The following is a 23,016-nucleotide window of genomic DNA, read 5'->3' as shown; positions in this document are numbered from 1 at the left end:
AAACCGCGGCATGAACCCGACCCATACGTGGACGGTGGCCGAGGGGCTGGCCGGCCTGCAGTCCCAGGCGATCGGCCTGGCCGAGGCGGCGGGGCTGGCGGCGGAGGCGCGCGTGCTGACGCCACGCGGGGTGTGGCGGCATGTGCCGGCCGCGTGGTGGCCGGCGCCGCTGTCGGCGATCGAGCCCGCCGCCCTGGCCCCGCCCTGGCCCGAGCTCGTCATCGGCTGCGGCGGCAAGGCGGCGGCGGTGCTGGCGGCCCTGCGCCGCAAGGCCCGCACGGTGATCGTGCAGCACCCGCGCATGGACATCAGGCGGTTCGACCTGGTGGTGGCCGGGCGCCACGATTCGCTGACCGGCGCCAACGTGCTCGTCACCCGCACCGCCATTCACCGGGTCACGCCGGACCGTCTGGCGGCGGCGGCGGCGGAATGGGCGCCCCGGCTCGCGCATCTGCCGCGGCCGCTGGTGGCGGTGCTGGTCGGCGGCAGCAACGGCCGCTTCCGGCTGGACGCGCCGGTGGGCGAGCGGCTGGCGGCCCAACTCGCCGAGATGATGCAGCGCGACCGGGTGGGGCTGGCCGTCACCCCGTCGCGCCGCACCGACCCGCAGGTGCGCGCGGCGCTGGAGCGGACGCTGCGGCCTCTGGGCGCCGAGGTCTGGGACATGACCGGCGACAATCCGTATTTCGGCATGCTGGCGCTGGCCGACGCCATCGTGGTGACCGGCGACAGCGTCTCCATGGTGTCCGAGGCGGTGGCCACCAGCGCGCCGGTGCTGCTGGTCCCCCTGCCCGGCCGGTCGCACCGGATCGGTCTTTTCATGCGCGGCCTGATCGACGACGGCCGCGTCCGGCCCTATCACGGGCGCCTGGAGCTGTGGCCGACGGCGCCGCTCGACGACACCGCGGCGGTGGCGGCGGAGATGTGCCGCCGGTTTGGTTATAGGACATAAGCATGCTGAACATCCGGACCTTCGACGCGCGACAGGGCGGCAACGTGCTCTACAAGGCACTGGCGCATCCGCTGGCCGCCGAGGCGATCGCGGCACTGTATGCCCGCCTCAGCGCATCCGGCCCAGTCGCCGTGTTCGACCCCGACGACGTGATCGAGGCGCTGTTCACGATGCACCCGGACGCGCCGGGCGTGTCCACATTGTTCGTGCAGGACGTGCAGGCGATCGGGCGGATGCGCGCGGGCCTGCCAGGGCGGCCGCTGACCGACCTGCCGGGCTGCGGCGCGCGCAGCGTGCTGGTCGCCGCCTTCGACGCCGAGCGCATCGTCGCCCGCATCCGCCATTTGCTGCCGCCGGGGGCCGAGGTGGCGACGCTGGACGACGCGCGGCTGCCATCGGCGCTGCTCACCAATCCCCGCCGCTACCTGGACCGGCTGAACTTCGCCACCAACTACGCCTTCTTCCGCGAGGAAGGCGGCCTGTCCACGCGCCTGGTCACCGCCAACTACTGGGCCGGCTATGGCGCCGGCGCGGTGCGGCTGTGGCTGCGGCTGTTCGACCGCGACGGCCGCGTGCTGGCGACCTGGGAGGAGGCGGTGCCCTCCGGCCCCGGCGGCCTCGCCATCGACAGCGCCGCGGTGCGCGCCCGCTTCGGCCTGCCGGAGTTCACCGGGCAGCTGTTCGTGCATGCCGTGGGCGCGGCCGGGCATGACGTGGTGAAATACGCGCTCGACACCTATGGCAGCGGCAACGACGCCAGCCTGTCCTGCACCCACGACGCCAATGCCTGGCCGTCCGACCGCTATGCCGGGGTGCCGGCGCCGGCGGACGGCGAGCGGGTGGTGCTGTGGGTGCAGAACAGCCACGCCGTCCCGATCCCCGCCGGCGGCATCGCGCTCGACCGCATGGGTGCCGAGACGCCGGTGGCCATGCCCCGCCCGGTGGCCCCCTATGCCACGGTGGCGCTGGACGTGGCGGAGCTGCTGCCCGGCCTGCGCTGGCCGGCGCAGATCGAGGTACGCGCCGGCCGCCATTTCGTCCGGCCGCGCTACGAGGTGGTCCGCGGCGGACGCACCCGGATCGCGCACGCGAACGTGGAACGCGCCGACCTGCAGCCGGACCCGAACCTGCCCGCCCTGCCCACGCCGCTGGGCCGCGGCTTCCTGCTGCCGGTGCCGGTGCTGCCGCGCGGGCGGTTCCGCACGCTGATCCAGCCCACCCCCATGGCGGTCAGCCAGACCACGCTGCCGGTCCGGCTCGACGTGTTCGACCCCGAGGGGCGGAAGCTCGCCGAACGCTTCCTCGGCTGCCTGCCGCGCGCCCACGACGTGGCCGTGGACGTCGATACGCTGCTGCCCGACGGCGCCCTGGCCGAAGGCGGGCATGTCGATCTGGTCTACGACTTCCGTGACGGCGGCAGCGGCGACGGCTGGCTGCACACGCTGGTCCGCGCCGAGGACCGCACCAGCGGCCACGTGGCGGAGAGCAGTTTCGGCGCGCATATCTACAACACGCCGATGACCTATCGCGACGAGCCGCAATCCTACGCCGGCCCGCCGCCCGGCCTGTCCACGCGGCTGTTCCTGAAGCTGGGCGACGCTGCACAGCGCAGCTTCACCGCGCTGATCTACCCGAGTTCGGCGGCATGGCATCCACACTCCGACACGACCCTGCTGCTGCATGACGGCGACGGACGGGTGATCGCCGAAGCGAAGCTCGCCATCGCCTGCTCGGGCTCGGCGCTGGTGTTCCCGCACAAGGTGTTCGCCGCCGCCGCCCTGGCCGCGGCCGGGCCGCGCGGCTATGTGCTGATCCGCGACGTGACCTGCCGGCTGTTCGGCTATCACGGCCTGATGGACGATCACGGCCGGTTCTCGCTGGATCACATGTTCGGCTTCTGATGCCAGTGGCTTGCAATGATCGGCCAGGGAATCATATGCCCTGATTGACGTGCGGGCGCGGAGGCCCTAGCCGGCCATGTTCGCCGCCCGCATACTCGCCCCGGCACAAAGGGGGTTACCAATGCGTCGCGCGACATTGCTCGCTTCGGTCCTGCTGCTGGCTGGCATGCTGCCGGCCGCGGCCCAGAATCTCACTGTCACCTGGGGCGAGGACGACAACTCGGCCCGCACCTACGACCCGCGGGTGACGCAGTCGCGCCACGAGACGCAGATCATCGTCAACGTGTTCGACACGCTGATCGCCAGCGACGAGGACAGCAAGCTGCATCCCGGCCTGGCCACCAGCTGGGACGTGGCCGAGGACGGGCGCAGCATCACGCTGAAATTGCGCCAGGGCGTGACCTTCCACGACGGCACGCCGTTCGACGCCGAGGCGGTGAAGTTCACCTTCGATTCCATCGTGGACCCGAAGCTGGGCAGCCAGGGGGCGGTCGATATCCTCGGCCCCTATGCCAGCACCGACATCCTCGGCCCCTATGAGGTGCGCATCAACTACAAGCGCCCGTTCGGCGCCGCCGCGCCCAATCTGAGCCAGGCCGAGCTGTCCATGGTCTCGCCGGCGGCGGTGAAGAAGCTGGGCGATGCCGCGTTCGCGGCCGCCCCGGTGGGCACCGGGCCGTTCCGTTTCGTCTCGTGGGAGCGCGGCCGCCAGGTCGTGCTGGAGCGCAACGACGCCTATAACTGGGCGCCGGAATTCATGCGCCGCAAGGGTCCGTCGCAGGTGGCCCGCGTGGTCAACCGCTTCATCCCCGATGCCTCGACCCGCGTGGCGGCGCTGGAATCGGGCGAGATCGACATGTCCGACCTGACGCCGATCCTGGACCTGCAGCGGCTGCAGGCCAATCCGAAATACAAGGTGATGGTCGGCGAGGCGACCGGGCTGCCGTTCGGGCTGATGCTGAACACCAGCCACGGGATCCTGCAGGACCCGAATGTCCGCAAGGCCTTCATCATGGGCATCGACCGCGCCGGCCTGTCCGACGACCTGTTCTTCGGCCTGGTGAAGCCGGTCTACGGCCCGCTGTCGAAAGCGACGCCCGCGTACTGGCCGGGAGTGGAGAAATACTACCCCTACGACCCCAAGAAGGCCGCCGCCCTGCTGGACGAGGCCGGCTGGAAGCCCGGCCCCGACGGCGTGCGGGTGAAGAACGGCCAGCGCCTGACCGCGATGTACCAGCCGGCCGCGCCGCTGGAGCCCGATACCGCGGTCGCGGTCCAGGCCGAGCTCAAGCGCATCGGCTTCGACATCAGGATCGAGATCATCACCTTCGCCAAGCGCGAGGACCTGATCATGAACAACCAGGACGAGATTCAGCCGCTGCGCTGGATCTCCGGCGACCCGAGCTGCCTGGAGGTGATGTTCCACAGCCGCAACATCCCGGCTCCGGGCTTCGGCAAGTTCAACTACGCCCACCTGAACGACAAGGAGCTGGACTCGCTGCTGGAACGCGCCGCCGGCGCCGCCAACCCCGCCCAGCGCGACACGCTGTACGGCGAGGCGCAGAAGCGGATCATGGACAGCGCGGTGTGGGTGCCGCTGCACGAGCAGGTGAACACCGTTGCCTACCGCGCCGACAAGACCGGCTATCGCTGGGCGCGGACGCGCTGGAACATGAAGTTCTACGACGTCGAGGTCGCCAGATAGCGGCCCCGGACTTGCGGAGTGGCGCCGGAAGGAAACGTGACGATGAAGTCCCAGGTGCAGGTTGTGCGGCACGCCGACGTGGCGATGATCGAGATCGACAACCCGCCGGTGAATGCCCTGTCGAACGGGCTGCGCCAGGAGATTCTCAAGGCGGTGCAGGGGGTGATGAAAGACCCTGCCGTGCGCGCCGCCGTGCTAGCCTGCGCCGGCAAGACCTTCGTCGCCGGCGCCGATATCCGCGAATTCGACGGACCGCCCGGCGAGGTCACCACCGGCGATATCTGTCGGGCGCTCGATGACGCGCCGAAGCCCGTGGTGGCCGCCCTGCACGGCACCGCGCTCGGCGGCGGGTTCGAGCTGGCGTTGGGCTGCCACGCGCGCATCATGGCGCCGGACGCGCGGGTGGGGCTGCCGGAAAGCCGGATCGGGCTGATCCCTGGCGCCGGCGGCACCCAGCGCGCGCCGCGGCTGGCCGGCGCCATGGCGGCGCTGGACATGGTGACCACCGGCCGCCACGTGCCCGCCCACGAAGCGATGAAGCTGGGGCTGGCGGACGAGATCGCCACCGACCTGCGCAAGGAAGCCATCCTGCGCGCCCGCGCCCTCGCCGATGCCGGGCACTGGCCACGGGTGCGCGACCTCGCCGTGCCGCCCTGCGACCGCGCCGCGTTCGACGCCGTCGTGGCCCAGGTGCGCAAGCGTGCGCGCGGCGCGCTGGCGCCGGTGGCGGCGGCGGAGGCAATCGGCTGGGCGCTCGACCTGCCGTTCGACGAGGCTGTCGCGCGCGAGCGCGCCGCCTCGCTGGCGCTGCGCGGCGGGCCGCAGAGCAAGGCGCTGCGCCATCTGTTCCACGCCGAGCGCGTGGCCGCGCGCATGCCCGGCACCAACGGGCACGTGCCCGCGCCCTGGCCGGTGAAGCATGCCGGCGTGGTCGGCGGCGGCACCATGGGCTCGGGCATCGCCATCACCTTCGCCGATGCCGGGCTGGAGGTGACGCTGGTGGAGATGTCGGACGAGATGGTGAAGTCCGCCAAGAGCCGGATCCGCGCCGTCTATGACCGCCACGTGAAGAGCGGCCGCATCCCCGCCGCGGTGCGCGACGAGCGCATGGACCGCATCACCTTCTCCACCCATCTGTCGCGCCTGTCCGACTGCGATCTGGTGGTGGAGGCGGTGATCGAGGACCTGCCGACGAAGCAGGACGTGTTCCGCCACCTGTCCGCCATCGTCCGGCGCGACTGCATCCTGGCCAGCAACACCTCGCGCCTGGACGTCAACCGGATCGCCGGCGTGGTCGATGCGCCGGAGCGGGTGCTGGGCCTGCATTTCTTCAGCCCCGCCCACGTGATGCGGCTGCTGGAGATCGTGCGCGCCGACCGCACGCTGGCGGAAGTGCTGTCCACCGCGCTGGCGCTGGCGCGGCGGATCGGCAAGCAGGCGGTGATCGCCGGCGTGTGCGACGGCTTCATCGGCAACCGCATCCTGTCCAGATGGCGCCAGCAGGCGGACTACATGCTGGAGGACGGCGCCTATCCACAGGACGTCGATGCCGCCCTCGAAGCCTACGGCTTCGCCATGGGGCCCTATGCCGTGGCCGACCTCGCCGGCCTGGACATCGGCTGGGCCGGGCGCAAGCGCGCCGCGGCGACGCGCGACCCGCGCGCCCGCTACGTGCCCATCGCCGACTGGCTGTGCGAGCTGGGCCGCTTCGGCCAGAAGACCGGCGCCGGCTATTACCTGCACAAGGACGGCAAGCGCCAGGTGGACCCGCTGGTGAACGAGCTGGTGGAACGCGCCTCCGCCGCCCGGCAGATCACCCGGCGCAAGGTGCCGGCCGCGGAGATCCAGTCCCGCGTGCACGCCGCCATGGTGAACGAGGCGGCCAGGGTCCTGGCCGAAGGGATCGCGCAACGGCCTTCGGACATCGACGTGGTGCTGGTCAACGGCTACGGCTACCCGGCGTGGCGTGGCGGGCCCATGCACGAGGCGGACCGGATCGGGCTGCCGGTGGTGCTGGAGCGGGTGGCGCGCATGTACGAGGCTGACGGGCCGGGGTGGGAACCGGCGCCACTGCTGCAGGAAATGGTGGCGGCGGGAAAGCGGTTTGCGGATCTGAACGGATAGGAAGAAAGGCCGGGGGTTTCACCCCCGGACCCCTGACCAGAGCTCGGCCCTGGACGCACTGAAGGGGTTGGTCCGAGTCAGCGAAGGCTGATGTAATGCGGGTCGCCGAGTATATCGACGCGATCTCGTGTCAGTCGAAACCGCTGCACGATCCGGTCGATCGTCGCGGAGCCCTGCAGCTTCCGATCCGCGTAGATGATGAAGCGATCGCTGGGCACGTGGAATACAACCCGGCCGCGCGGCCATTCCTCATACTCGGACCACAACACCACATCAGGGACATTGCGCTGACGCAACTCAGACGCGCTGAGCCGTGAAAGTGCGCACCAGAATTCGTAATGACCGCCATGGGTCAAGAAGTCGCCATAGGATTCCGCGTGTGCCACGGGAACGCAATCGACCAGCAATTCCGGGGCGGCTCCAGTGGCCCCGATGCGCCAGAATATGCCGACACGCGACACAGTCACCTCAAAATCCTCAACCCAACATTTCCTTATCATATCGACAGCCATTCATTGGCATGTAAGAGTGATCACGATGATTAAAGGGGGGTTCATCGATGGCGCATCAGACTGACGCTGGTAGATTGTATCAGTCCATTGCGGAGGAGGTGTTTTCTCAAGAGCAATACATGCAGAGCAAGGCTCGCAAGAGCGCGCTCGAAATCCCAGAGTTGGCGCTCGTCCACTTGCTCTGGCGGCGGCTCGTTAAGGATCAAGGCGAAATCTTCCAAAGCTCTGAAGTCCGGAGTAGTTGGGAATCGAGCTTTGAAGGCACCGCGCGGGTCGATCTGATGTTCGAGGTAGCACACGGCGGAACAACATCAGCTGCTCTGATCGAATTCAAAATCCGCGACACAGAAACAGGCTATGTTCGTGACCTCGATAAGCTGGCTCAAAATGCAAGCCGCGCGCCGAATTCCCGACGATTCTTTTGTGCGCTGGTAGACGAGTTCCCCGACAAGGCACATTTGAGCGGTCGGATAAAAACGGTTCAGGAATGGGTCTGCCCTAATAACCAATATAAAGCGGTCTCGGTCGCTTCACCCGGCAACTTTAGGCAGTTCCCCACGAAGATTCCAGATTTCGCGCGACCGCTCGAATGCATCGTAGGAATGTGGGAGGTTGTTCGCGGCGACGCGTGATACGTTCTCGAGCGCGTGATCGGCAGTGGAGCTCATCCAACGCGTGCACGCCGCCACGGTGAACGAAGCGGCGAAGATCCTGGCCGAAGGAATCGCACAACGGCCTTCGGACATCGACGTGGTGCTGGTCAACGGCTACGGCTATCCGGCGTGGCGCGGCGGGCCCATGCACGAGGCCGACCGGATCGGGCTGCCGGTGGTGCTGGAACGGGTGGCGCGCATGTACGAGGCCGACGGGCCGGGGTGGGAACCGGCGCCGCTGCTGCAGGAAATGGTGGCGGCGGGGAAGCGGTTTGCGGATCTGAACGGATACTCAGATTCGCCGCATACGTCCGGTCATTCCGGTTGCGCCGGGGCGCCAAGCGCGTCCAGGATCTTTCGCAGGGCGGCGGCGGTTCCCACCAGTCCCTCGCCGTCCCACATCGAAAGATGATCCCCCGGCACCTGCACGATCGTGACCCGCCGGGCGAGCGCGCGCCACCCCAGATCGTCCGGCAAGCCGCTCAGATGCGGCGAATGGCCGTTGCTGCGGATCAGCACGAGGTCCAGCGGGGCGCGGGGCGCATGGTACTGCGCGGCCATGCGATAGCGGTGTACGGCGGCGCGGCGCCATGGCGCCGATGGATCGCCCGGCTCCAGACCCGCCCCGACCGGACCCGGCGGGGCGTCGATCACCACGACGGCGGGGATGTGCCATCCCGCGGCCTGCATCTGGGCGCCGATTTCCCAGGCCTGCCGACCGGCAAATGACCAGCCGATCGGGATGACGCCCGGTTGCTTCGCAATGCCGGCCGCCTGCAGCGCCGCCACCATCAGCGTCGCCTGCGCCTCGATGCTGTCGACCACGCCCGACGGATCGTAGCTGGCGGGATCGCGCAGACCGAGCCAGCTCCGGTCGGCCGGGACAAGGCCGAGCAGCTCGGGCACCTTGTGCCAGCTGCCGCCGACATCGTGCGGCCACAGCAGCGGCGCCGCGGCGCCGGGACCGACCCTGAACGTGACCAGCGCCGCGGAGTCGTGCGGCGCGTCGGGGGCCGAGGCATCGATCCACCGGCCCAGGCTGCGCGGCGTGCGCGCGGCCATCACCGCATCCAGCGGCACCGTTCGGCGCACGCGCCGCTCCAGCTCCACGGCCAGTTCCACCAGCATCAGGGAATCGGCGCCGAGGAGAAGCAGGTCCTGGTCGGGGCCTGGCAGCACGGCCAGGCCGAGCACCGTCCGGACCGCCTCGGCAACCACGCGCGCGGACACGAGCTCCGGGGCGTCCCACGCGGCCGTGGGCGCATCGGAGTGTTGCGCGTCCAGACGCGCGGCGGCGGCGCGGTCGACCTTGAAGTTGGGCAGCAACGGCAGCGCCACGCACCGCACCAGCGCCGCCGGGACCATCGCGGGCGGCAACATCCGCCGCAGGGCGGCCAGCAGTCCGCCCTCGGTGACGTCCGGGCCAGCAGGATCGGGAACGAAATGCGCCACGAGCCGGGGTTGACTCGCCGCCCCCGCGCCAGGCCGGACCAGTGCCACGGCCTCGGATACGCCAGGCTGCGCCTTCAGCGCCGCCTCGACGGCCGGCAGCTCCACGCGCTGGCCGCCCAGCTTCACCATCTGATCGGCCCGGCCGAGATGCTCCAGCAACCCGTCCGGCCGCCAGCGGCCCAGATCGCCGGTGCGGAAGCGGCGCCATCCCGGGCGATCGGGATCGTCGCTGAAGCGTTCCGCGGTCAGCTCCGGGGCGCGCCAGTAGCCCTGGGCGATATAGGGGCTGGAGACCCAGATCTCGCCGATCTCGCCCGGCGGCACCGCGCAGCCTGCCTCGTCAAGCAGGAGGGCGAGCCGGTCCGGTATCGCATGGCCCACCGGCACGCGGGTCTCGTCGAGCGGCATGGCACGGGTCAGGAAGCGATGAACGTAGATCGTCGAGGCCTCGGTCGCCCCCAACCCGGTATAGAGCAGGGCGTCGGGAAACAGCCGGAAGAACGCCCGTACATCGCCGGCGTCCATCCTGTCGCCGGCGATGTAACCGAGCCGTACCCCCGGAAAGCTTCCGGGTTCTGCGGCCGCCAGATGGCGCAGCAGCACCGGCACGGAATGATAGATGGTGGGCTTCGCCGCGCGCAGGAACGCCGCCAGGGCGGCGGCGCCGTGGCGGGGCGGTTGCACATGCAGGCAAGCGCCGGTGAGCAGCGCGGCCCAGATGTCACGGACCGCTCCGACGGTGCTGGGCGAATAGAGCGACGTCAGCCGATCCCCGGCGTCCAGCTGGATGGCGCTTACGTACTGCGCCACGTCATGCAGCATGCCGCGATGGTTCTGGAACACGCCCTTCGGCGCTCCGGTGGTGCCGGACGTGTAGGCGATGGAAGCGATGTCCGAGGCGCTCGCCAGTGTCGTCCGTCCCTCGGAGAACGGCAGCGAATCGAGATCGATGACGGGAACGTCCGCGGAAACCAGGGAGCGTGCCTGCGCGCCAAGCGGTCCGGCGGCCACCATGGCCACCACGCCGGCATGCGCCGCGATGGCCGCGAGGCGCGCGGCGGGATAGCTGGCATCGAGCGGCACATAGGCATGGCCGGCCATCAGCACGCCAAGCATCGCGGCCGGGAAACGGGCTTCGTGCTCCAGCAGAATCCCGACCGGCGCAGGCATGCCCGCACGCGGTGGAAGGGCGGTGGCGACCCTGCGCGCGAGCGTGGCAAGCGCCGCATAGGTCAGTTTGCGGTTCGCATCCGCGACGGCCAGACGATCGGCATGGCCGGCAAGGACGGCGTTGAACCGGGCGGGCAGAGTGTCCTGCACCGGCGCATCGGGAAAGCTGGAGAAGGGGCGCGTCGCCGGGCCGCCATGGTCGAGTGATGCCCAATGCGCCATGGCGTCCATCAGCCCCGTTGCCCGTCGTCGGAGCTGGCGTTCTACGCACCGCGCGTGCCCGGAGCAAGTTGGCTGAATCGTTGCTTCCGCAGTACCAATCGCGGCGCCTTGCCATCGCCACGCGCCGCCCTTTCGGTGGTCGAGGGCGGGTTGTTCCGGCCGGAACCGGGAGCAGCGCGCGCCGGCGCCTCGGTCAGAGGCCGGGGGTGAAACGTTCGGCCACGCGTTATGCCGCCACCAGCCGCTCCACGATCCGCGCCAGTTCCGGGAACCGATAGGCCGTCACCGCTGCCCCCGACGACATGGCCGGAGTCCCGTAGCCCCAGGCGGCGAAGATGCTGGGGATGCCGGCGCCGGTCGCCGCGGCGATGTCGTTGTGGTGGTCGCCGGCCATCACCGTGCGGGACGGCGTGCCGCCCGCGGCGTGCAGGGTCGCCAGCAGGTGCGCGGGGTTGGGCTTGCGCACGGGGAAGCTGTCGCCGCCGCCGACGGCGGTGAAGAAGCCATCCAGGCCCAGGGCGGCGAGCAGGGTTCGGGCCGGCGCCTCGGGCTTGTTGGTGCAGATGGCCAGGCGCCAGCCGCGGGCGGCGAGCGTCTGCAGGGTGGTTTCCACGCCGGGATAGGGACGGGTTTCCCTGGCGGCGTTGGCCGCGTAATCAGCCAGGAATTCGGCGAGCGCGGGCGCGTCGGGGTCCAGGCCATGGGCGGCGAAGGCGCGCTCGACCAGGGCGCGGGCGCCGTCGCCGACCATGGCGGTCACCTGTTCGATGCCGAAGGGCGGCAGCGCGCGGGCGGCCATGAGGCGGTTGAGGGCGGCGGCGAGGTCCGGTACGGAATCGACCAGAGTGCCGTCCAGGTCCAAGATCAGGGTGCGGGACATCGGCCAGCTTTCGACAGTTTCACGACGAAATGAAGAGTGATCCCCACCCCTTTGACACGGCGCAGCCCGCGCCGCTACTCCGGAGACGTCATGCCAGCTACCGCCGTCATTCTCGCCGCCGGCTTCGGGACTCGCATGAAGTCGGCGGTGCCGAAAACCCTGCATCCGATCGCGGGCAAGCCGATGCTGCGGCATCTGCTGGACAGTTGCGCGGAGGTGTTCGACCGGATCGTGGTGGTGGTGGGGCCGGAGACGGCTGCCGTGGCGGAGGCGGCCAAGCCCCATGTGTCGGTGGTGCAGCACGAGCGGCTGGGCACCGCGCATGCGGCGCTGCAGGCGGAAGCGCTGTTCGGCGATGGCGACGTGGCGGTGCTGTACGCCGACAACCCGCTGATTACGCCGGCCACGCTGCACCGGCTGCTGGAGCGCCGGCGGGCCGGCGATGTGGGGCTGGCGCTGCTGGCCATGCGGCTGGCCGATCCCGGATTCTATGGCCGGGTGATCGGCGATGACGGCTTCGTCGAGCGTATCGTGGAGTTCCGCGACGCTACCGCCAGCGAGCGGGCCGTGGGGCTGTGCAATGCCGGCGTGCTCTGCGGCGACGCCGGGCGGATGCGCGGCTGGCTGCGGGCCGTGCGCAACGGCAACGCGCAGGGCGAGTTCTACCTGACCGACGTGGTGACGCTGGCCCGGGCCGAAGACGAGCTGGTGGCCGCGGTGGAGGCGCCGGCGGACGAGCTGCTGGGCATCAACTCCCGGGTCGAGCTGGCGCGGGCCGAGGCGGTGGTGCAGGACCGGCTGCGCGTGGCCGCCATGGAAGCAGGCGTGACCATGACCGCGCCCGAGACGGTGTTCCTGTCCATGGACACCAGGCTGGCGGCGGACGTGTCGGTCGGCCCCAGCGTGGTGTTCGGCCCCGGCGTGACCGTGGAGAGCGGGGTGGAGATCCGGGCGTTCTGCCACCTGGAGGGCTGCACGGTGCGGTCGGGGGCCGTGATCGGCCCGTTCGCGCGGCTGCGGCCGGGCACTGTGGTGGGTGCCGCGGCCCATGTCGGCAATTTCGTCGAGCTGAAGGCCGTGAACCTGGGCGACGGGGCGAAGGCCAACCACCTCAGCTATCTCGGCGACGCCGCGATCGGGGCCGGCAGCAATATCGGGGCCGGCACCATCACCTGCAACTACGACGGCTTCGCCAAGCACCGCACCGAGATCGGCAAGGGCGTGTTCGTCGGCTCGGATTCCGTGCTGGTGGCGCCGGTGTCGGTGGGCGACGGCGCGTTCATCACCGCGGGCAGCGTGATCACCCGCGACGTGCCGGCGGACGCCATGGCATTCGGCCGGGCGCGCCAGGAGGAGAAACCCGGACGGGCCGCGCAATTCCGGGCCGCCCGCAGGAAGGAGCCTCGCTGATGTGCGGAATCGTGGGCGTGATCGGCGCGCGCGAAGCGGCGCCGGTCCTGCTGGAGGCGCTGCGGCGTCTGGAATATCGCGGCTATGACAGCGCCGGGATCGCGACCCTGGTGAACGGGCGTATCGACCGGCGGCGGGCGGCGGGCAAGCTCGGCAACCTCGCCGAGGTGCTGCGGACGTCGCCGCTGCCCGGCACCACCGGCATCGGCCACACGCGCTGGGCCACGCATGGCGCGCCGACCGAGAGCAACGCGCATCCTCACGGCACCGCGCTGGTGTCGGTCGTGCACAACGGCATCATCGAGAACCATGCCGAATTGCGCGCGGAGCTGGAGCGCGAAGGCCAGGAATTCTCCACCGAGACCGACACCGAGACGGTGGCGCAGCTGGTGGATCTGCACCTGAAGCGGGGCATGACGCCGGTCGAGGCGGCGGGGGCGGCGTTCGGGCGGCTGCAGGGCGCGTATGCGCTGGCGATGGTGTTCGCGGGGCATCCGGAGCTGATGATCGGGGCGCGGCACGGCGCGCCGCTGGCCGTGGGGTTCGGGGACGACGAGATGTTCCTGGGCTCGGACGCGCTGGCGTTGGCGCCGCTCACCCGGCGGATCGCCTATCTCGAAGACGGCGACTGGGCGGTGGTCAGCCGCAGCTCGGCGCGTTTCTTCGACGCCGCGGGCGAGGAAGTGCAGCGTGCGGTCAAGCAGACGGCGCTGTCCGGCGCCGCGGTGGGCAAGGGCAATTTCCGCCATTTCATGGAGAAGGAGCTGCACGAGCACCCGGCGGTGCTGGGTGACACGCTGCGGCGCATGATCAGCCCCTCCAGCCGGGCGGTGGCGCTGCCGCCGCTGCCGTTCGACCTCGCCGGCGTGCCGCGGGTGACGATCAGCGCCTGCGGGTCGGCGTTCTATGCCGGCATGGTGGCGCGGACCTGGTTCGAGCAGGTGGCGCGCATCCCGGCGGACGGGGACGTGGCCAGCGAGTTCCGCTACCGCACGCCGCCGCTGCCCGAGGGCGGGCTCGCCCTGCTGGTGAGCCAGTCCGGGGAGACCGCGGATACGCTGGCCGCGCTGCGCTACATGCGCGAGCAAAGGCAGCACGTGCTGTCGGTGCTGAACGTGCCGGAAAGCAGCATGGCGCGCGAGAGCGATGTGGTGCTGGAGACGGTGGCGGGGCCGGAGATCGGGGTCGCCAGCACCAAGGCGTTCACCGCGCAGCTTGCGGTGATGGCCTGCCTGGCGCTGGCGGCCGGCCGGGCGCGCGGCTCGATTTCGGCAGCGCAGGAGGCGGCGATGACCGCCTCGCTGCTGGAGGTGCCGAGCCGGGCGGCCGAGGTGCTGGAGCATGACGAGCACATCCAGCGCATCGCCGCGCGCATCGCGGAGGCGCGGGACGTGCTGTACCTCGGCCGCGGGTCGTGCTTCCCGATCGCCATGGAAGGCGCGCTGAAGCTGAAGGAAATCAGCTACATCCACGCCGAGGGCTATGCCGCCGGCGAGATGAAGCACGGCCCGATCGCGCTGATCGACCGCAACGTGCCGGTGATCGCCATCGTGCCGAGCGGGCCGCTGTTCGAGAAGACCGCCTCCAACCTGCAGGAGGCGGCGGCGCGCGGCGGCCAGGTGATCGTGTTCAGCGACGCCGCGGGGGCGGCGAAGCTGAAAGGCATCGCGGTGGAGACGGTGGTGCTGCCGCGGGTGGACCCGTTCGTGGCGCCGATCCTGTATGCGATTCCCGTGCAGCTGCTGGCTTATCACGTGGCGGTGCTGAAGGGCACGGACGTGGACCAGCCGCGGAACCTGGCGAAGTCCGTTACGGTCGAGTAGGCGCGGTCCCAGGAGCAAGTGGACACGGAGGGCACGGAGGTCCACGGAGAACACAGAGAAGACAGCCGGATATTGGATCACGGGACCGCCTTGAGCAGCCGGGTGATCCGGCTCGCAATCGAAGTGCACCGACATCTCGGGCCGGGGCTGCTCGAAGGCGTCTACGAGGAATGCCTGCATTTCGAACTGACCAGGAGCGGCTTGGCGGCCGACCGGCAGGTCAGCTTTCCATTGATCTACAAGGACATACGGTTCGAGTCCGGATATCGTGCAGATATCGTCGTGGAAGGGAGGCTGATCGTCGAGATCAAGTCCGTGGAACAACTCTTGCCGGTCCACGAAGCGCGGATCCTGACCTACCTGCGGCTGAGCGGATATCGGGTCGGTCTTCTGATGAATTTCAACACGGCGGCCCTGAAGAATGGGCTGCGCCGCTTCGTGCGGTAAGCCTGTCCCGTTTCTCCGTGACCTCCGTGGCCCTCCGTGTCCCCTTTCCGTCCAACTCCGATAGCTGACATCGGCCCTAATCCCCCCTATCTCTCCCCCACACACGTGGGTCGAGGAGGACCGTCATGCTGAACCCTGCATCGCCGCTGCCGCTCAAGGACCCTACCCTGTTCCGGCAGGCGAACTACGTGGACGGCAAGTGGATCGAGGCCGATAGCGGCAAGACCCTGATCGTGAAGAACCCCGCCACCGGGGAAGCGATCGGCGAGGTGCCGGCGCTGGGTGCGGCCGAGACGCGGCGCGCCATCGAGGCGGCCTGGCGCGCCCAGCCGGCCTGGCGGGCGCTGACCGCCAAGGAGCGCGCGGTGATCCTGCGCAAGCTGTTCGAGCTGATGATCGCCAACACCGACGACCTCGCCGTCATCATGACCGCCGAGCAGGGCAAGCCGCTGGCCGAGAGCAAGGGCGAGATCGCCTATGCCGCCAGCTTCATCGAGTGGTTCGCCGAGGAAGGCAAGCGCGTCTACGGCGACACCATTCCGCAGAACGCCAAAGGCCGGCGCATCATCGTGCAGAAAGAGCCGGTGGGCGTGTTCGCGGCGATCACGCCGTGGAACTTCCCCGCGGCCATGATCACCCGCAAGACCGGGCCGGGCTGGGCCGCCGGCTGCACCGGCGTGATCCGGCCGGCCAGCCAGACACCGTTCTCCGCCCTTGCCATCGCCGTGCTGGCCGAGCGGGCCGGCATGCCCGCCGGCGTGTGCAACGTGATCACCGGGCCCTCCGGCGAGACCGGGGCCGAGCTGACGTCGAACCCGATGGTCCGGAAACTGACCTTCACGGGCAGCACCGAGGTGGGGGCGAAGCTGCTGGCGCAATGCGCGCCGACGATTAAGCGCACGAGCATGGAACTGGGCGGCAACGCGCCGTTCATCGTGTTCGACGACGCCGACCTGGACGCCGCCGTCGCCGGCGCCATGGCGTCGAAATACCGCAATACCGGGCAGACTTGCGTGTGCGCCAATCGCCTCCTCGTGCAGGACGGCGTCTACGACGCCTTCGCGGCAAAGCTGAAGGCGGCGGTGGAGGCGCTGAAGGTGGGCGACGGCATGGAGCCGGGCGTGACCCAGGGTCCGCTGATCAACGCCGACGCCGTGGTGAAGGTGGAGCAGCACATCGCCGACGCGCTGAAGCGCGGCGCGCGGGTGGTGACCGGCGGCAAGCGGCATCCGCGCGGCGGCAATTTCTTCGAGCCGACGCTGCTGGCCGACGTGCCGCAGGACGCCATGATCTTCCGCGAGGAGACGTTCGGCCCGGTGGCGCCGCTGTTCCGGTTCAAGACCGAGGCAGAGGCGATCAAGCTCGCCAACGACACCGAGTTCGGGCTCGCCTCGTATTTCTACGCCCGCGACGTCGGCCGCATCTTCCGCGTGGCAGAGGCGCTGGAATACGGGATCGTCGGGATCAACGAAGGCATCATCTCCACCGAGGTCGCGCCGTTCGGCGGCATGAAGATGTCCGGCCTGGGCCGCGAGGGCGCGCATTTCGGCATCGAGGAATATCTGGAAGTGAAGTACCTCGCGCTCGGCGGGATCGGCACATGACGGCCTACGACTTCGACCTTTTCGTCATCGGCGGCGGCTCCGGCGGGGTGCGCTGCGCGCGCATCGCCGCCGGCCACGGCGCCCGGGTGGCGGTGGCCGAGGAGCGCTATTGGGGCGGCACCTGTGTGAACGTGGGCTGCGTGCCGAAGAAGCTGCTGGTGATGGCCTCGGAATACGGCGCGGCCATGCGCGACAGCCACGGCTTCGGCTGGGACACGCCGCCCGGCCGGCACGACTGGGCCGCCCTGATCGCCGCCAAGGACACGGAAATCGCGCGGCTCAACGGCATCTACCGCCAGCTCATGTCCGGCTGCACCACGTTCGACGCGCGGGCGACGCTGCTGGATCCGCATACGCTGGATGTCGGCGGCAGGCGCGTCACCGCCGAGCGGATCGTGATCGCGACCGGAGGCCGGCCGGTCCCGCCGGCGTTTCCGGGGGCGGAGCACTGCATCGTCTCGGACGACGCGTTCCACCTGCCGGCGCTGCCGGCGCACATCACCATCGTCGGCGGCGGCTATATCGCGGTGGAGTTCGCCGGCATCTTCGCCGGCCTCGGCGTGCAGGTGGACCAGGTCATCCGCCAGACCCTGCCGCTGCGCGGCTTCGACGAGGACCTGCGCGAGGGGCTGGCCGAGGCGCTGGAGGCGAACGGCATCCGGCTGCTGCGCGGCAAGACCATCGCCTCGGTGGAGGCGGACGGGCCGGCCAGGCTGGTGCACCTGTCCGACGGCACCATGATCGAGACCGGGCTGGTGTTCGCCGCCATCGGGCGGGCCGCCCACACCGCGGGCCTGGGGCTGGAGCAGGCCGGCGTGGACACGGACGGGTTCGGCGCCGTCACCGTCGACAGCGAGAGCCGCACCAGCCAGCCGCATATCTTCGCCATCGGCGACGTGACCGACCGGCTGAACCTGACGCCGGTGGCGATCGCCGAGGGCCACGCGCTGGCCGACCGGCTGTTCGGCCCGGGGCCGCGCAAATGGGAGCTGGAGGCGGTGGCGACCGCCGTGTTCTCCTCGCCGCCGATCGCCACCGTCGGCCTGACCGAGGCCGAGGCGGCCAAATGCGGACCGGTCGATATCTACCTCTCCCGCTTCACGCCCATGCGCCACACGCTGAGCGGACGTGCGCGCAAGACGCTGATGAAGCTGGTGGTGGACCAGGCGACGCAGCGCGTGGTCGGCGCCCATATGCTGGGCGAGGATGCGCCGGAAATCATGCAGGGCCTTTCCATCGCCATCAACACCGGCGCCACCAAGGCGGATTTCGACCGCACCGTGGGCATCCATCCCACCGCGGCCGAGGAGTTCGTGACCATGCGCACCCGCACCCGCGTGGCCGGCGTGGCCGCCCAGGCGGCGGCCGAGTAGCCAACACGGCGATTTCGGTGGATAAGCTGTCGCGTTTGCCCGAGCCGGGACCGACCCGGCCGGCGCAGGAGTGAGACGCAATGACCGCACAATGGACACCCGATTCCTGGCGCAGCCGCCCGATTCGCCAGGTGCCCACCTATCCCGACCCCGCCCGGCTGGCGGAGACCGAGAACCGGCTGCGCCGCTATCCGCCGCTGGTGTTCGCGGGCGAGGCGCGCCGGCTGAAGGCGTCGCTGGCGCGGGTGGCGGAGGGACGCGCCTTCGCGCTGCAGGGCGGCGACTGCGCCGAGAGCTTCAACGACTTCACCGCCAACATCATCCGCGACACCTTCCGGGTGCTGCTGCAGATGGCTGTGGTGCTGACCTTCGGCGCCAGCATGCCGGTGGTGAAGCTGGGCCGCATGGCCGGCCAGTTCGCCAAGCCGCGCAGCAGCGACACCGAAACCGTCGATGGCGAGACGCTGCCCAGCTATCGCGGCGACATCATCAACGGGCCCGAGTTCACCCCGGACGCGCGCATCCCCGACCCGGCGCGCATGGAGACCGGCTATTTCCAGTCGGCCGGCACGCTCAACCTGCTGCGCGCCTTCGCCAGCGGCGGCTATGCCGACCTCAACGAGGTGCATCGCTGGAATCTCGGCTTCGTCGCGCGCAGCCCGCTGGCCGACCGCTACCGGGACCTGGCGCACCGCATCGACGAGACGCTGGCATTCATGTCCGCCTGCGGCATCAACAGCGGCACCACGCCGCAGATCCACGAGACCGATTTCTACACCAGCCATGAGGCGCTGCTGCTGCCGTACGAGCAGGCGCTGACCCGCGTCGATTCCACCTCCGGCGACTGGTATGCGTGCTCGGCGCATTTCCTGTGGATCGGCGACCGCACCCGCCAGCTCGACGGCGCGCATGTGGAGTTCCTGCGCGGGGTGAAGAATCCGATCGGCATGAAGGTCGGCCCGACCAGCGAGCCGGACGACCTGCTGCGCCTGATCGACGCGCTGAACCCCGCCAACGAGCCCGGGCGGCTGACGCTGATCAGCCGCATGGGGGCGGACAAGGTGGAGCGGCTGCTGCCGCCGCTGCTGCGCGCGGTGAAGCGCGAAGGGCGGCATGTCGTGTGGTTGTGCGACCCGATGCACGGCAACACCATCGGCACCAATGCCGGGCTGAAGACGCGCAGCTTCGACGCCATCCTGACCGAGGTGCGGCGTTTCTTCGACGCCCATGCCAGCGAAGGCACCTGGGCCGGCGGCGTGCACGTGGAGATGACCGGCCGCGAGGTGACGGAGTGCATCGGTGGCGCGCACGGGCTGAGCATGGTGGACCTGTCCGAGCGCTACGAGACGTTCTGCGATCCGCGGCTGAATGCCGAGCAGTCGCTGGAACTGGCATTTCTGGTGGCCGAGGAGCTGAAGAACCGGCGCCAGGAAGGCCCGCAGTCGCCGGCCGTGGCGGCGCAGTAGGCGGCAGGGCCAATGGACGACAAGGTGCCGCCGTCTGCCCTGGCCGGCGACATCGCCGCCCGCACGGACGTCTATTTCAACCGCACCCGGCAAGTGGTCGCGCGCTTCGGCGACAAGCGCGTGACCTATGCGGTGTTCCTGCGCCGCCCGGTGATCGCGGCCCCGCGGCTGATGCTGGAATGGCTGCAGGACGTGGCGACCGAGCGCGGCACCAGCTTCGAATTCGACGTCACCCACCCCGAAGGCAGCTGGACCGGCGCCGGCGAGCCGCTGGTCTATATCACCGGCAGCCTGACCCAGCTGTCCGACCTGGAGACGATCTTCCTGCAGAAGATCGGGCCGGCCTGCGTCGCGGCGCATAACGCCTATCAGATGTGCCTCGCGTTGCCGGGCGTGTCGTTCCTGGCCATGGAGGCGCGGCACTGCGCCGGTGCCGAGATGCAGGACATGATGGCCTATGCCGCCTCGGTGGGCAGCGCGGCCGCGCGCAAGGAAGGGGCGAAGGGCTTCGTCGGCAACGCCAACGACGGCACCGCCCACTGGTTCGGGACGCCGCGCGGCCGCGGCACCATGCCGCATGCGTTGATCGGCTATGCCGGATCGACCGTGCGCGCCGCCGAGATGTTCCACGAGGCCTTCCCGCACGAGCCGCTGACCGTGCTGGTGGATTATTTCGGCCGGGAGATCACCGACGCGCTCGCGGTCTGCCGCCGGTTCCCCGAGCTGGCCGCGTCCGGCAACCTGTCGGTGCGGCTGGATACGCATGGCGGGCGCTTCGTGGAAGGGCTGGACCCCGCCGAGAGCTATGCCGCGCTGGAACGCCACGCCCCCGGCGCCATCCGCCGCTACCGCAGCGACACGGAGCTGCGCTACCTCGTCGGCACCGGCGTATCCGCCGCCGCCATCTGGCGCATGCGCGAGGCGCTGGACGCGGCCGGGTTCCCGCGGGTCAAGATCGTGGCGTCTTCGGGGTTCGGCGTGGACAAGTGCCGGGTGATGGCCGATGCGCGCGCGCCGGTGGACGTGGTGGGCACCGGCAGCTTCATTCCCGATGTCTGGACCGAGACCTACGCCACCGCGGATATCGTCGAATATGACGGCGTGCCGATGGTGAAGGTCGGGCGCGAGTTCCTGCTGCGGCGGAACGGCGCGCGCAAGAAGAACGGCGGCTGACGCAGCCCTTTGTTTTCGGCGGCCTGCTGACCGCGCTGTTTCGCCCGCCCGGCGCCGCGTTGAACTCGCGCCCGCATGGCCCTAGCTTCCCGCCATGTCCGACACGCTCAAGATCGCCATCGCCCAGCTCAACCCGCATGAAGGCCAGGTGGTGCATAATCTGGCCGGCATCCGCCGCGCCCGCGCCGAGGGTGCGCGGCAAGGGGCCGATCTGGTGGTGACGCCCGAATTCTCCATCGCCGGCTATCCGCCCGAGGATCTGGTGCGCAAGCCGGCCTTCGTGGCGGCCTGCGAGGACGCCATCGCGCAGCTCGCCGCCGATACCGCCGATGGCGGGCCCGGCCTGATCGTGGGCGGGCCGTGGCGCGACGGCGACAAGCTGTACAACGCCGCCTTCGTGCTGGATGGCGGCAAGGTGGTCGCGCGGCGGGCCAAGCACGAACTGCCCAACTATGGCGTGTTCGACGACAAGCGCGTGTTCGACCCCGGCCCCTCGCCCGGCCCGGTGCCGTTCCGCGGTTGGCGCATCGGCGTGATGATCTGCGAGGACTGGTGGTTCCCCGAGGTCTCCGAGACGCTGGCGGAAAGCGGGGCGGAGCTGCTGCTGTCGATCAACGGCAGCCCGTACGAGGTGGACAAGCACACCCACCGGGTGGCGCTCGCCGTGCACCGCGTGGTCGAAACCGACCTGCCTTTCGTGTTTGCCGCCCAGGTCTGCGGCCAGGACGAGCTGGTGTTCGAGGGCGCCAGCTTCGTGCTGAACGCCGACCGGTCGCTTGCGGTGCAGATGCCGCATTTCGAGGAAGCGGTGACCCTGACGGAATGGCGGCGCGACGGCGAACGGCTGCTGTGTACGCCGCAGCCTTTGGCGCCCGAGCCGGAACGGCTGGAATCCATCTATCGCTGCATGATGCTCGGCCTCAGCGACTACGTACGCAAGAACCGCTTCCCCGGCGTCATCCTGGGCCTGTCCGGCGGCATCGACAGCGCGCTTTCGGCTGCCGTGGCGGTGGACGCGCTGGGGCCGGACATGGTGCGCAGCTTCATGCTGCCCAGCCCGTATACCGGCCAGGACAGCCTGGACGACGCCGCCGCGTGCGCGAGTCTGCTGGGCATTCCCTGCGACAGCGTGTCGATCACCCCGGCCATGGAGGCATTCAACGCCGCGCTGGCGCCGATCTTCGCGGGGCGCCAGGCCGATATCACCGAAGAGAACATCCAGTCCCGCGCGCGCGGGCTGATCCTGATGGCGATCTCCAACAAGCTCGGCCACATGGTGCTGACCACCGGCAACAAGAGCGAGATGTCCGTGGGCTACGCCACGCTCTACGGCGACATGTGCGGCGGCTACTCGGTGCTGAAGGACGTCTACAAGACCACCGTGTTCGAGCTGTGCCACTGGCGCAACGCCAACCGGCCCAAGGGTGCGCTGGGGCCCGATGGCCCGGTGATGCCGTTGCGCGTCATCACCAAGCCGCCCAGCGCCGAGCTGAAGCCGAACCAGACCGACCAGGACAGCCTGCCGCCCTATGACGAGCTCGACGCCATCCTGCAGGGGCTGGTGGAGGGCGAGCAGAGCGTGGACGCGCTGGTGGAGAAAGGCTTCGACCGCGCCACCATCCTGCGCGTGTGGAAGATGCTGGACCGCGCCGAATACAAGCGCCGGCAGGCGCCGCCGGGGGTGAAGATCACGCCACGCGCCTTCGGCCGCGACCGACGCTATCCCATCACCAACGGCTTCACGGCGTTGATCGCATGAGCGACCTGTTCGCACCGCCCGGCGGCTGGCGGGTTCGCATCCTCGACCTGTCCGGCAGTGCCGAGGACAACATCGTCGAGGAAATCGGCGGGTTTCCCACGCTGATGCAGGCCAACGCCTTCGCCCGCCGCTATGTGCGCGACAGCGTGGAACTGTGCCGCGCCGCCGGCGCCACCGCGCGCGAGGTGCTGGACGCCTGGTTCGCCTATGGCGAGGACGCCGAAGTGCAGGACGCGGGCGAAGCGGGCTGGCGCAGCGGCACCGAGCTGTCCGATTTCGCCGAACGCCCCGCGGGGGGCGAGGAGCGCGACTGGCGCGCGCTCGACCCGCGCCGCACCGGCGACGACGAAAGCAACGACGAAGGCGACCTTGGCGCATGACCGCCGACCA

The 23,016-nt window shown here is 69.9% G+C and carries 18 protein-coding genes; 15 read left to right on the top strand and 3 right to left on the bottom strand.

Annotation, left to right across the window (positions count from 1 at the left end):
- The first annotated feature begins 10 nt into the window (after positions 1-10).
- The 4 genes from OL599_RS15260 (at position 11) to OL599_RS15245 (ending at position 6,682) form a co-directional block, all read left to right on the top strand.
- Complete coding sequence (locus OL599_RS15260) at positions 11-952, top strand: mitochondrial fission ELM1 family protein (protein ID WP_264714666.1); 942 nt, start codon at positions 11-13, stop codon at positions 950-952.
- A gap of 2 nt (positions 953-954) precedes the next feature.
- Positions 955-2,853, top strand: coding sequence for a hypothetical protein (locus OL599_RS15255; protein ID WP_264714665.1), 1,899 nt, complete (start codon positions 955-957; stop codon positions 2,851-2,853).
- Between the two features lie 121 nt (positions 2,854-2,974).
- A complete protein-coding gene (locus OL599_RS15250) occupies positions 2,975-4,558 on the top strand; it encodes an ABC transporter substrate-binding protein (RefSeq protein WP_264714664.1) in 1,584 nt (527 codons plus the stop codon).
- Positions 4,559-4,600: 42 nt separating this feature from the next.
- Positions 4,601-6,682 (top strand): 3-hydroxyacyl-CoA dehydrogenase NAD-binding domain-containing protein, encoded by a 2,082-nt coding sequence (locus OL599_RS15245; protein WP_264714663.1) that lies wholly within the window; start codon positions 4,601-4,603, stop codon positions 6,680-6,682.
- 77 nt (positions 6,683-6,759) lie between these two features.
- Here the strand turns inward: OL599_RS15245 and OL599_RS15240 are convergent, their stop codons facing one another.
- Positions 6,760-7,149 carry a hypothetical protein gene (locus tag OL599_RS15240; RefSeq protein WP_264714662.1) on the bottom strand — a complete coding sequence of 130 codons (390 nt, stop codon included), beginning with the start codon at positions 7,147-7,149 and terminating at the stop codon, positions 6,760-6,762.
- A 92-nt stretch (positions 7,150-7,241) separates the two neighbouring features.
- Here OL599_RS15240 and OL599_RS15235 point away from each other — a divergent pair, with 92 nt between their 5' ends.
- Together OL599_RS15235 and OL599_RS15230 are read left to right on the top strand one after the other, a co-directional pair.
- Positions 7,242-7,826 (top strand): hypothetical protein, encoded by a 585-nt coding sequence (locus OL599_RS15235; protein ID WP_264714661.1) that lies wholly within the window; start codon positions 7,242-7,244, stop codon positions 7,824-7,826.
- A 25-nt stretch (positions 7,827-7,851) separates the two neighbouring features.
- Positions 7,852-8,259 (top strand): 3-hydroxyacyl-CoA dehydrogenase family protein, encoded by a 408-nt coding sequence (locus OL599_RS15230; protein WP_347403209.1) that lies wholly within the window; start codon positions 7,852-7,854, stop codon positions 8,257-8,259.
- Here OL599_RS15230 and OL599_RS15225 read toward each other — a convergent pair.
- Both OL599_RS15225 and gph read right to left on the bottom strand, forming a co-directional pair.
- A complete protein-coding gene (locus OL599_RS15225; RefSeq protein ID WP_264714660.1) occupies positions 8,163-10,691 on the bottom strand; it encodes an AMP-binding protein in 2,529 nt (842 codons plus the stop codon). The genes OL599_RS15230 and OL599_RS15225 overlap by 97 nt on opposite strands.
- Before the next feature lie 226 nt (positions 10,692-10,917).
- Positions 10,918-11,571: a phosphoglycolate phosphatase gene (gph, locus tag OL599_RS15220; protein WP_264714659.1), complete on the bottom strand. Its 654-nt coding sequence runs from the start codon at positions 11,569-11,571 to the stop codon at positions 10,918-10,920.
- Positions 11,572-11,661: 90 nt separating this feature from the next.
- Here gph and glmU point away from each other — a divergent pair, with 90 nt between their 5' ends.
- From glmU to OL599_RS15175, 9 genes are all read left to right on the top strand, one after another.
- Positions 11,662-12,981 carry a bifunctional UDP-N-acetylglucosamine diphosphorylase/glucosamine-1-phosphate N-acetyltransferase GlmU gene (gene glmU, locus OL599_RS15215; protein ID WP_264714658.1) on the top strand — a complete coding sequence of 440 codons (1,320 nt, stop codon included), beginning with the start codon at positions 11,662-11,664 and terminating at the stop codon, positions 12,979-12,981.
- A complete protein-coding gene (gene glmS, locus OL599_RS15210; protein WP_264714657.1) occupies positions 12,981-14,804 on the top strand; it encodes a glutamine--fructose-6-phosphate transaminase (isomerizing) in 1,824 nt (607 codons plus the stop codon). Before glmU ends, glmS begins: the two co-directional genes overlap by 1 nt.
- Positions 14,805-14,822: 18 nt before the next feature.
- Positions 14,823-15,251: a GxxExxY protein gene (locus OL599_RS15205; protein WP_264714656.1), complete on the top strand. Its 429-nt coding sequence runs from the start codon at positions 14,823-14,825 to the stop codon at positions 15,249-15,251.
- 125 nt (positions 15,252-15,376) lie between these two features.
- A complete protein-coding gene (gabD, locus tag OL599_RS15200; protein WP_264714655.1) occupies positions 15,377-16,855 on the top strand; it encodes an NADP-dependent succinate-semialdehyde dehydrogenase in 1,479 nt (492 codons plus the stop codon).
- The gene (gorA, locus tag OL599_RS15195) at positions 16,852-18,228 is read left to right on the top strand and encodes a glutathione-disulfide reductase (protein ID WP_264714654.1); all 1,377 of its coding nucleotides are present in this window, start codon (positions 16,852-16,854) and stop codon (positions 18,226-18,228) included. Before gabD ends, gorA begins: the two co-directional genes overlap by 4 nt.
- An 80-nt stretch (positions 18,229-18,308) precedes the next feature.
- Positions 18,309-19,694, top strand: coding sequence for a class II 3-deoxy-7-phosphoheptulonate synthase (locus tag OL599_RS15190; protein WP_264714653.1), 1,386 nt, complete (start codon positions 18,309-18,311; stop codon positions 19,692-19,694).
- Positions 19,695-19,706: 12 nt separating this feature from the next.
- The gene (locus OL599_RS15185; RefSeq protein WP_264714652.1) at positions 19,707-20,867 is read left to right on the top strand and encodes a beta/alpha barrel domain-containing protein; all 1,161 of its coding nucleotides are present in this window, start codon (positions 19,707-19,709) and stop codon (positions 20,865-20,867) included.
- A 94-nt stretch (positions 20,868-20,961) separates the two neighbouring features.
- On the top strand, positions 20,962-22,626 hold the full coding sequence (locus OL599_RS15180; protein WP_264714651.1) for an NAD+ synthase: 1,665 nt from the start codon (positions 20,962-20,964) through the stop codon (positions 22,624-22,626).
- Entirely contained in the window at positions 22,623-23,006 is a 384-nt protein-coding gene (locus OL599_RS15175; protein ID WP_264714650.1) for a hypothetical protein, read from the top strand. Before OL599_RS15180 ends, OL599_RS15175 begins: the two co-directional genes overlap by 4 nt.
- Positions 23,007-23,016: the final 10 nt, after the last annotated feature.

This window comes from Limobrevibacterium gyesilva, assembly GCF_025989185.1.
Classification (GTDB): Bacteria; Pseudomonadota; Alphaproteobacteria; order Acetobacterales; family Acetobacteraceae; genus Limobrevibacterium; species Limobrevibacterium gyesilva.
The sequence above is the reverse complement of the archived record's forward strand: the minus strand, read 5'-3'. Positions and strand labels throughout refer to the sequence as shown.